9 protein-coding genes are annotated in these 8,043 nt (G+C 74.8%); 3 read left to right on the top strand and 6 right to left on the bottom strand.

What is annotated here, in order from left to right:
• On the bottom strand, positions 1 to 948 hold a 948-nt coding region (locus tag IE312_RS38550), incomplete at its 3' end, for a PAS domain-containing protein (protein ID WP_229898908.1).
• 490 nt (positions 949 to 1,438) lie between these two features.
• On the opposite strand from IE312_RS38550, the gene IE312_RS02285 reads away from it, so the two are divergent.
• From IE312_RS02285 to IE312_RS02275, 3 genes are read left to right on the top strand one after another with little or no spacing between them, the layout of a single operon-like run.
• Positions 1,439 to 2,527 carry a sugar ABC transporter substrate-binding protein gene (locus IE312_RS02285; protein ID WP_189977745.1) on the top strand — a complete coding sequence of 363 codons (1,089 nt, stop codon included), beginning with the start codon at positions 1,439 to 1,441 and terminating at the stop codon, positions 2,525 to 2,527.
• A gap of 36 nt (positions 2,528 to 2,563) precedes the next feature.
• Positions 2,564 to 3,346, top strand: a complete 783-nt coding sequence (locus IE312_RS02280) for an ATP-binding cassette domain-containing protein (protein WP_189977744.1) — start codon at positions 2,564 to 2,566, stop codon at positions 3,344 to 3,346.
• A gap of 14 nt (positions 3,347 to 3,360) precedes the next feature.
• A complete protein-coding gene (locus tag IE312_RS02275) occupies positions 3,361 to 4,623 on the top strand; it encodes a sugar ABC transporter permease (protein ID WP_189977743.1) in 1,263 nt (420 codons plus the stop codon).
• Positions 4,624 to 4,667: 44 nt separating this feature from the next.
• Here the strand turns inward: IE312_RS02275 and pqqE are convergent, their stop codons facing one another.
• Genes pqqE through pqqA form a run of 5 tightly spaced genes read right to left on the bottom strand, consistent with a single transcriptional unit; the run spans position 4,668 to position 7,897 of the window.
• Complete coding sequence (gene pqqE / locus IE312_RS02270; RefSeq protein ID WP_229898906.1) at positions 4,668 to 5,837, bottom strand: pyrroloquinoline quinone biosynthesis protein PqqE; 1,170 nt, start codon at positions 5,835 to 5,837, stop codon at positions 4,668 to 4,670.
• Positions 5,834 to 6,106 (bottom strand): pyrroloquinoline quinone biosynthesis peptide chaperone PqqD, encoded by a 273-nt coding sequence (gene pqqD, locus IE312_RS02265; protein WP_189977742.1) that lies wholly within the window; start codon positions 6,104 to 6,106, stop codon positions 5,834 to 5,836. The genes pqqE and pqqD overlap by 4 nt, the downstream gene beginning before the upstream one ends.
• Positions 6,103 to 6,837, bottom strand: a complete 735-nt coding sequence (gene pqqC / locus IE312_RS02260; RefSeq protein WP_189977741.1) for a pyrroloquinoline-quinone synthase PqqC — start codon at positions 6,835 to 6,837, stop codon at positions 6,103 to 6,105. The genes pqqD and pqqC overlap by 4 nt, the downstream gene beginning before the upstream one ends.
• Entirely contained in the window at positions 6,834 to 7,748 is a 915-nt protein-coding gene (gene pqqB, locus IE312_RS02255; RefSeq protein WP_189977740.1) for a pyrroloquinoline quinone biosynthesis protein PqqB, read from the bottom strand. Before pqqB ends, pqqC begins: the two co-directional genes overlap by 4 nt.
• 8 nt (positions 7,749 to 7,756) lie before the next feature.
• The gene (pqqA, locus tag IE312_RS02250; RefSeq protein ID WP_189977739.1) at positions 7,757 to 7,897 is read right to left on the bottom strand and encodes a pyrroloquinoline quinone precursor peptide PqqA; all 141 of its coding nucleotides are present in this window, start codon (positions 7,895 to 7,897) and stop codon (positions 7,757 to 7,759) included.
• Positions 7,898 to 8,043: the final 146 nt, after the last annotated feature.

Here is an 8,043-nt window from a genome sequence, read left to right as displayed (position 1 = left end):
GTCGTCGAGTGCGGCGGTGAGCCACTGGATCCGGGAGACGTCGTCGGTGCCGCGGGGCAGGACCGAGGTGGCCGTCACCACGCCCAGTACCCGGTCCGGCCGGTGGCCGGTGCGGGCGAGCGCCCGGTACCGCATGCTCAGCCAGCGCGTCTCGCCGCCGGGGCAGCGCACCCGGAACTCCAGCTCCCGGCCGCCGAGCGTCTCGGCGGCCGGCTCCAGGACCGCCATGAGGGCGGGCATGTCCTCCGGGAGGGCGTGCGCCAGCAGGGTGGCCGCCTTCCCGTCGAAGGTGTGCGGCACGATGCCGACCAGGTGCAGCAGGGTCTCGTCGGCGTCGATCCGTCCGGTGTCCGGGTTCAGGGCGAAGGAGCCGACGCCGAGGCCGGCGAGGGCGGGACCCAGCAGCGGCGGGGCGGGATCGGGGCCGGCGGCCCGGAGCAGGCCGGCGACCGCGTCGGCGTACCGGGCCAGGAAGCGCTGCTGCTCGGCGTCGAACCCGTCCGCGCTGGCACCCGCGACGACGAGGCAGCCCAGCCGTCCGCCCGCCGACGTCAGGGGCAGGACACCGAGCGGCATCCGCGCGCCCGGGCCGGTCGGGACGCCCTCGGAGAAGGAGGACAGTGCCGCGGGGTCCAGCCACAGGGACCGGCCGGTGCGGAAGGCGTGGGCGGCCGGCGAGTCGCCGGTGAGCGGCAGCCGCTCCGGCAGCCGGTGCCCCGCGGCGGCGCGGCCCGCGACCTCCGCCAGCCGCAGCTCCCGGGTGCCGGGACCGGGCACGTAGACCGCTGCCAGGGCCGCTCCGGCGAACGTCAGGACACGGGTGCCGGCGGCGGCTTCCGGAGCAGCAGGCGGCGGGCCGGTGCCGGGAGCGCCGGCCGCGGACGCCCGCACCCGCGCGACCGTGGTCCGGGCGCTGCCGTCGGGCGGCATGTCCGCGCCTACCTCCATGTCCGCACCTACCTCCCGTCCAGGCCGAGGTGCCGACAGGGCGAAGCCCCCCACCAGAATCGCATAGGTGCGCCAAGGGGACAGATCCGCCCGTACGGGGCGTCCCGCCGGGTTCGCGGACCCTCGCGGCCGGTGTCAGACTGACGACGTGGTCGTCCGCCCCATCCGGCGTCGGTCCGGACGGGGGCGTCGGGCGCCGGTGTCACGGCCGCCCACCGGATCCCGGGGTCCCGACCGGTGCTGCGCATGGCATGGTGCGGAGCCGGGTGTCGTCATGGCCGACGAGATGGGCGCCGGTACCGGGCTCGCCGGGCGCGGGCCGCGCCCCGTCCCGGCGGACACCGCCGTACGGTCCGGCCGGCCCCCGCGCTGGAGCCTCGGCGCCGCGCACCACGCCCGTGCCCGGCCAGGACGGGCGCCCTTGCCGCGGCGGTCGCGGGCCGCCTGGCCCGGCTCGGCCGGGCGGCACGAGGACGAGGGAGGTCTTCCCATGAGGGCCTTCATACGGAACGCGGCCGTGGTGGTGGCCGCGGCCTCGACGACCCTCGCCGCCGTCTCCTGCGGGAGCGGGACCGGGAACACCTCCGCGGGGAAGGACCCGCCCGTGATCGGCGTGCTGCTGCCGGACGCCACCACCGCTCGGTGGGAGACCCGGGACAGGCCCCTGCTGGAGAAGAGGATCAAGGAGCTGTGCGACGACTGCAGGATCGAGCACGCCAACGCCAGGGGCGATGTGGCGATCCAGCAGGAGCAGATGGACTCGCTCATCACCGAGCACGCCGACGCCATCCTGCTGGTGCCCGTGGACGCCAGGGCGCTCGCCGCCTCGGTCCGCAAGGCGCACGCGGCGGGCATCCCGGTCATCTCCTACGACCGCCTCGCCGACGGCCCGGTCTCGGGGTACGTCTCCTTCGACGGCCAGGAGGTCGGCAGGCTCCAGGGCAGGGCGCTGCTGAGGGCGATGGGCGACAAGGCGCACGGCGGCCGGATCGTCATGATGAACGGGGATCCCAGCGACCCCAACGCGGTGTCGTTCAAGCGGGGCGCGCTGTCCGTCCTGCAGGGCAAGGTGGAGATCGCCAAGGCCTACGACACCCTCATGTGGCGGACGGAGGCCGCGAACAGGAACATGGCCGGTGCGCTCTCCGCGCTCGGTGCCGGCCGCATCGACGGGGTCTACGCCGCCAACGACGGTCTCGCGGCCGGCAGCATCACCGCCCTGAAGGCGAACAAGGTCCGCCCGCTGCCCCCGGTGACCGGACAGGACGCCGAACTGGCGGCCGTGCGGCGCATCGTCGCCGGTGAGCAGTACGAGACGGTCTACAAGCCGTTCGGGCCCGAGGCGTCGGCGGGCGGCGCCATGGCGGTGGCGGCGGCCCGCGGGAGCGGACTCGACCGGGTCGCCACGGGCCGGGTGACAACCAGCGAGGGGACGGCCGTTCCGGCCGTGCGGCTCACCCCGGTGTCCGTGACCGCCGCCGACGTCAAGCGGATCCTGGTGAAGGACGGCGCGTACACGGTCCGGCAGATCTGCACCCCGCAGCTTGCGGCCGCCTGTGCCAGGGCCGGGCTGACCTGAGCGTCGGCCGCCGGTCCGGACGGTTCCGGGAAGGAGATGGGTCTCGTGCCGGCTCCCCCCTTGCTGGCGCTGCACGGCGTGTGCAAGCGCTTCGGCGTCGTCGAGGTCCTGACGGACATCGAGCTGGAGATCCACGCCGGCCAGGTCCTCGCCCTGCTGGGGGACAACGGGGCCGGCAAGTCCACCCTGGTCAAAGTGATCTCCGGGGTGGCGCCCGCGGACAGGGGCGCCATCGAGTGGGAGGGCCGGCCCGTCCACATCAGACGCCCGCACGACGCCCGCGACCTCGGCATCGCCACCGTTTACCAGGATCTCGCGCTGTGCGGGAACCTCGACGTCGTCGGCAACCTCTTCCTCGGCCGGGAGATCCGCCGGTACGGCCTGCTGGACGAGGTGGAGATGGAACGCCGCAGCCAGTTGCTGCTGGAGCGGCTGACCCGGCGCGTCCCGGATCTGCGCGGCCCCGTCGTCTCCCTGTCCAGCGGCCAGCGGCAGACCGTCGCCATCGCCCGCTCCCTGCTCGGCGAGCCGAAGGTGCTGCTGCTGGACGAGCCGACCGCCGCCCTGGGGTTCGAGCAGACCACCGAGGTGCTGGACCTGGTCGACCGGCTGCGGGACCGCGGCCTCGGGGTACTGCTCATCAGCCACAACCTGGGCGACGTCAAGGCCCTCGCCGACCGGGCCGCCGTGCTGCGGCTGGGCCGCAACAACGGCTTCTTCGACGTGAACACCGCCTCCCAGGAACAGATCATCTCCTGCGTCACCGGTGCCACGGAGACCGCGCCACGCCGGACGGCCCACCGCGAGACGGGGTGGTGAGGAAGGTGCGCGACATGGCCGACCACACGCGGGTCGAACCCGCCGCGCCCACCGCGTCCCCCCGTGGGCCGCACGGCACCCGGGCCGTCGCCCGCGCCCTGGAGCGGTCCGCCGCCGTCCTGCGGGACAGGCTGCGCGCCGGCGAACTGGGCTCGCTCCCCGTCGTCCTCGTCCTCGCCGTGGTCTGGATCGTCTTCCAGTCCCTCAACGCCAACTTCCTCTCCCCGCGGAACCTGTCCAACCTGAGCGTCGACATCGTGGGCACGGGCCTGATCGCGGTCGGCATCGTCTTCGTCCTGGTGCTCGGTGAGCTCGACCTGTCGGTGGGCTCGGTCAGCGGTCTCGCGGCGGCGGTCTTCGCCGTGCTGAACGTCAACCACGGCGTCCCGGAATGGCTCGCGCTCATCACGGGCGTCCTGGCGGGCACCGTGGCGGGAACCGTCCAGGGCTACTCCGTCGCCAGGACCCGGGTGCCGGCCTTCGTCGTCACCCTCGCCGGGCTGCTCACCTGGAACGGCGCCATGCTCTGCGTCCTCGGCACGAGCGGCACCGTCAACCTCGACGAGAACGGCCTCGTGGCCAAGCTGACCAGCTCCTACTTCACGGCCCCCGGTGCCGCCTACGGCCTGGCGGCGCTCGGCACGGGCCTGGTCCTCCTCTCGTCCTGCCTGGACAGGCGGCGCCGCAAGGCCGCCGGCATGCGGCACCGCTCGCTGCGCGGCATAGCGTTCCGCGCGTCGGGGCTGGCGGTGATCGCGTTCGCCGCGGCGTACGTGCTGAACCGGTTCCAGGGGCTGCCGCTCGCCCTGCTGATCTTCCTCGTGGTGGTGGCCGGCCTCGACGTCCTGCTGCGTCGCACGCGCTACGGACGGCAGGTCTACGCGCTCGGCGGCGGTGTGGAGGCGGCCCGCCGGGCCAGTCTCAGCGTGACCCGGGTGCAGACCGCGGTGCTGGCGGTCTCGGGCACCATGGCCGCGGTCGGCGGGCTGTTCCTGGCCTCGCGCATCACCTCGGTGAGCCAGGGCTCTGATTCCGGTGTCCTGCTGCTGAACGCCGTCACGGCGGCCGTCATCGGTGGCACCAGCCTGTTCGGGGGGCGCGGCACGACCTGGTCGGCGGTGCTCGGCATGCTGGTCATCCAGTCGATCGCGTCGGGCATGGCGCTCACCGACACCCCCACGGCCGTCCAGCTGGTGATCACGGGCGGGGTGCTGTTCGCCGCGGTGGTCATCGACTCCCTGTCCCGCCGCTCCCAGGAGGCCCACGGACGCGCCTGACCCGACGGACGCCTCCGACCCGTCCCGGGTGTCCCCGGGCCGGGTCAGCCGTCCGCGGCGCGGGCGGGGCGCACGGGGGCCGCCGGCGGTACCGCACCGGGGCGGCGGTAGACGTACGGCGGTGGCACGACCGCCCGGCCGGCGTCGGCGGGCTCGCGCACGAGGCGGTGGTCCGGGGAGAGCGCGCACGCCGGGTCGGTGCGGGCGGCGTCGCCGGTGAGCGCGAACGCCTGGCAGCGGCAGCCGCCGAAGTCCTCCTCCCGGCGGGGGCAGCCGCCGCACGGTCCCGTCATCCAGTCGGTGCCGCGGAATCGGTTGAAGGCCGCGGAGTGCTCCCAGATCCAGGCGAGCGGACGGTCGCGGACGGTGGGCGGGCTCAGGTCCGGCAGGGAGGCGGCCGCCGGGCACGGCAGGACGGTTCCGTCCGGGGCGACGGTGAGCGACACCGCGCCCCAGCCGCCCATGCAGGGCTTGGCCACGCCCTCGAAGTAGTCGGGGACGACCCACACCAGGTCGACGCGGCCCGCGAGGTGCTCCCTGCGGCGCTCCACCGTCTCCCGGGCGCGGGCCAGCTGGTCGCGGGTGGGCAGCAGCGCGGCCCGGTTGAGCAGGCCCCAGCCGTAGAACTGCGCGTTCGCCAGCTCCACCCGGTCCGCACCCCAGGCCACGCCCAGCTCGATGAGGGCGTCGACGGCGTCGAGGTTGTCGCGGTGCAGTACGACGTTCAGGCCGAGCGGGAGCCCGGCCGCGCGGACGAGGGCCGCGGCGCGCTCCTTCGCCGCGAAGGAGGAGGGGCGCCCGGCGATCCGGTCGCCGGCCCGCGGATCGGCGTGCTGGACGGACAGCTGGACGCTGCGCAGCCCCGCCGCGGTGAGCGAGGCCAGCCGGGCCTCGTCCAGCCCGGTGCCGCTCGTGACCAGCTGGGTGTAGATCCCGGCGGCTTCGGCGGCGGCGACGATCCGCTCCAGGTCGGGACGGAGCAGGGGCTCACCGCCGGAGAGGTGGGTGTGCACGACGCCCAGTTCACCGGCCTGGCGCAGGACGTCCGTCCACTCCTCGGTGCTCAGCTCGGCGGACCGGCGGGTGAGTTCCAGCGGGTTGGAGCAGTACGGGCAGTGCAGCGGGCAGGCGTGGGTGAGTTCGGCGAGCAGGGCCCACGGCGGTGCGGTGCTCCCGGCGGGGCCGGGGGGAACGGGGGTCACGGGAGCGGTCACTTCAGCCAGCCCTCCTGCCGCAGGCTGTCGAGGAAGGCGGGGACGGTGGCGGCCACCGGCGCACCGGGGAAGCGCTCGGCCAGTTCGCCGACGATGCCGGACACGGTGCGGGTACCGTCGCACAGGCCGACCACCGCGCCGCCGTGCCCTTGGAGGACGACCACGCGTTCGGGCAGGACCAGCAGGTCCGCGCCGCGCACGGGGTCGTGCCGCAGCAGCAGCGCGGGGGCGAGCGCCGGACACCACCGGTCCGCTGTCCTCGGCGTCACACCCGCTCCCGGGGGCCGTGCTGCCCGGCGTGCTGCTGCACGGCGTCGAGCAGGGCCCACAGCACGTCGCACTTGAAGGAGAGCGCGGCCACGGCCCTCTCCTGGTCCTCACGGGTGCGGGCCCACCGCAGCACCAGGTCCAGGGCCTCGGTGCTGTCGCGCCGGCCCTGGTCGACGCGGGTACGGAAGTAGTCGAGCCCGTCCGCCGCGATCCAGGGGTAGTGACGCTCGAACGCCTCGATCCGCAGGCGCATCAGATCCGGGGCGGTCAGCTCGGTGAGCGAGGCGGCGACGGCCTCCAGGGGCGGGCGCAGGCGGCAGAAGTTGACGTAGCCCTCCACGGCCAGCCGGACGCCCGGCAGTACGCTCTCGCCCGACAGCAGGGTCCGGCGGTCCAGGCCGGCCGCCTCGCCGAGCCGCAGCCAGCGCTCGATGCCGCCCTCGCCCTCGTGGCGGCCGTCGTGGTCCTCGATCCGCCGCAGCCACGTGCGCCGCAGCCGCGGTGAGTCCAGCTTCGCGGTGATCAGCGCGTCCTTGACGGGGATGTGGCGCTGGTAGTGGAAGCGGTTGGTGATCCAGCTGCGCACCTCGTCCGGGCCGAGGCCGCCTTGGTGCATGCGGATGTTGAAGGGGTGCCGGTCGTGGTAGCGGTCCTGACCCACCGTGCGCAGGCGGTCCTCGAACTCGGCGCGCGTCCAGGGCTTCGCCGGCGGGGCGAGTGTCGTGGTCACAGCTCGATCACCATTCCGTCGTCGGCCACCTCGAGACCCAGCCGGGCGAGCCGTTTGTGCTGCGGCGCGGCGGGATCGACGAGGGGGTTCGTGTTGTTGAGGTGGGTGTAGAGACAGCGGGCGGACAGCGTGGCGAGGATGCCGGCGGTGCCTTCCGGTCCGTCGACGGGCAGGTGGCCCATGCCCGTGGCGGTGCGGGAGGAGATGCCGGTGCGCCGGGGCTCCTCCTCGTCCCAGAAGGTGCCGTCCACGATGACGCAGTCGGCCTCGGCGGCGGCCCGGTGGAGCGCGTCCGACCAGGCGGCGACGGCCGGGGCGTACAGGAGGGTCCGGCCGGTGGCCGGTTCGTACAGACGCAGCGCGACGGCCCACGCGTCGTCCTCGGGTGCGTCGGCGGCGTAGCGCGGCCGCTTGCCGGAGACGGGCACCGCGCTGATCCGCAGGCCGGCTCCGGCCGGGGTGCCCGCGGGGGCGCTGAGCGGCTGGTCCCCCCGGCGCTCCAGCTCCCGCCAGGTCAGGGTGGTGTACGGCCCGAGGACCGCGCCGAGGTTCAGGCGGCCGTCGACGGCCCGGCGCACCGGGGCGGTGGCGAGGACCTCCAGGGTGTCCGCCTCGCGCAGCCGCCAGATCCCCAGCGTGTGGTCGAGTTCGGCGTCGGTGAGGACGACTCCGGCGATCGGCGTCTGCCGGGGCCGGGGCCCGGGATGGAGGACCGGGTGGGCCTCGATCTGGTCGCCGAGGTCGGGGGTGGCGTTGACGAGGTACCAGCGGCCGTCGTCGGCTCGGACGGCCAGCGAGGCGTGCCGGCGGCGCCGCCCGGGGTGGGCGCGTGCCCCGGAGCACCCGGGGCACGCGCAGTTCCACTGGGGGACCCCGCCGCCGGCCGCGGTGCCGAGCACCTGCAGCAGCACGGCGGGGGCTAGCGGACGCTGAGGGAGTAGGCGGTGACCTCGAGCGCGGTGTCGACGACCACGTACCCCGGGGTCTGCCAGGCGGTCGGGGCGGTCTCCTCGGCGGTGGCCCGGGCGGGCTGCTCGACCTGCTCTACGGCGTCGGTCATGGTGCGTACCTTCCTTTCGGCGAGGGGTGTTCACCTCCCGTGCGGGAGGGGGCCTCTACTTGATGGTCACTTCGAGGAGGAGGTCCTTGTCGGTCCCGCGGTCGCTCGTGCCCAGCCAGAGCCGGTCGGCGCCGGGGACCTTGACG

Origin of the sequence: Streptomyces capoamus (genome assembly GCF_014654935.1) — a bacterium.
Taxonomy (GTDB): domain Bacteria; phylum Actinomycetota; class Actinomycetes; order Streptomycetales; family Streptomycetaceae; genus Streptomyces; species Streptomyces capoamus.
This window is presented reverse-complemented; position numbering and strand designations above follow the sequence as displayed.

Excerpts from the sequence above, each read along its gene's own strand:
- IE312_RS02275 (WP_189977743.1), top strand. The coding sequence starts at position 3,361 with ATGGCCGACCACACGCGGGTCGAACCCGCCGCGCCCACCGCGTCCCCC.
- pqqA (WP_189977739.1), bottom strand. The coding sequence starts at position 7,897 with ATGACCGACGCCGTAGAGCAGGTCGAGCAGCCCGCCCGGGCCACCGCC.
- IE312_RS02280 (WP_189977744.1), top strand. The coding sequence starts at position 2,564 with ATGGGTCTCGTGCCGGCTCCCCCCTTGCTGGCGCTGCACGGCGTGTGC.
- IE312_RS02285 (WP_189977745.1), top strand. The coding sequence starts at position 1,439 with ATGAGGGCCTTCATACGGAACGCGGCCGTGGTGGTGGCCGCGGCCTCG.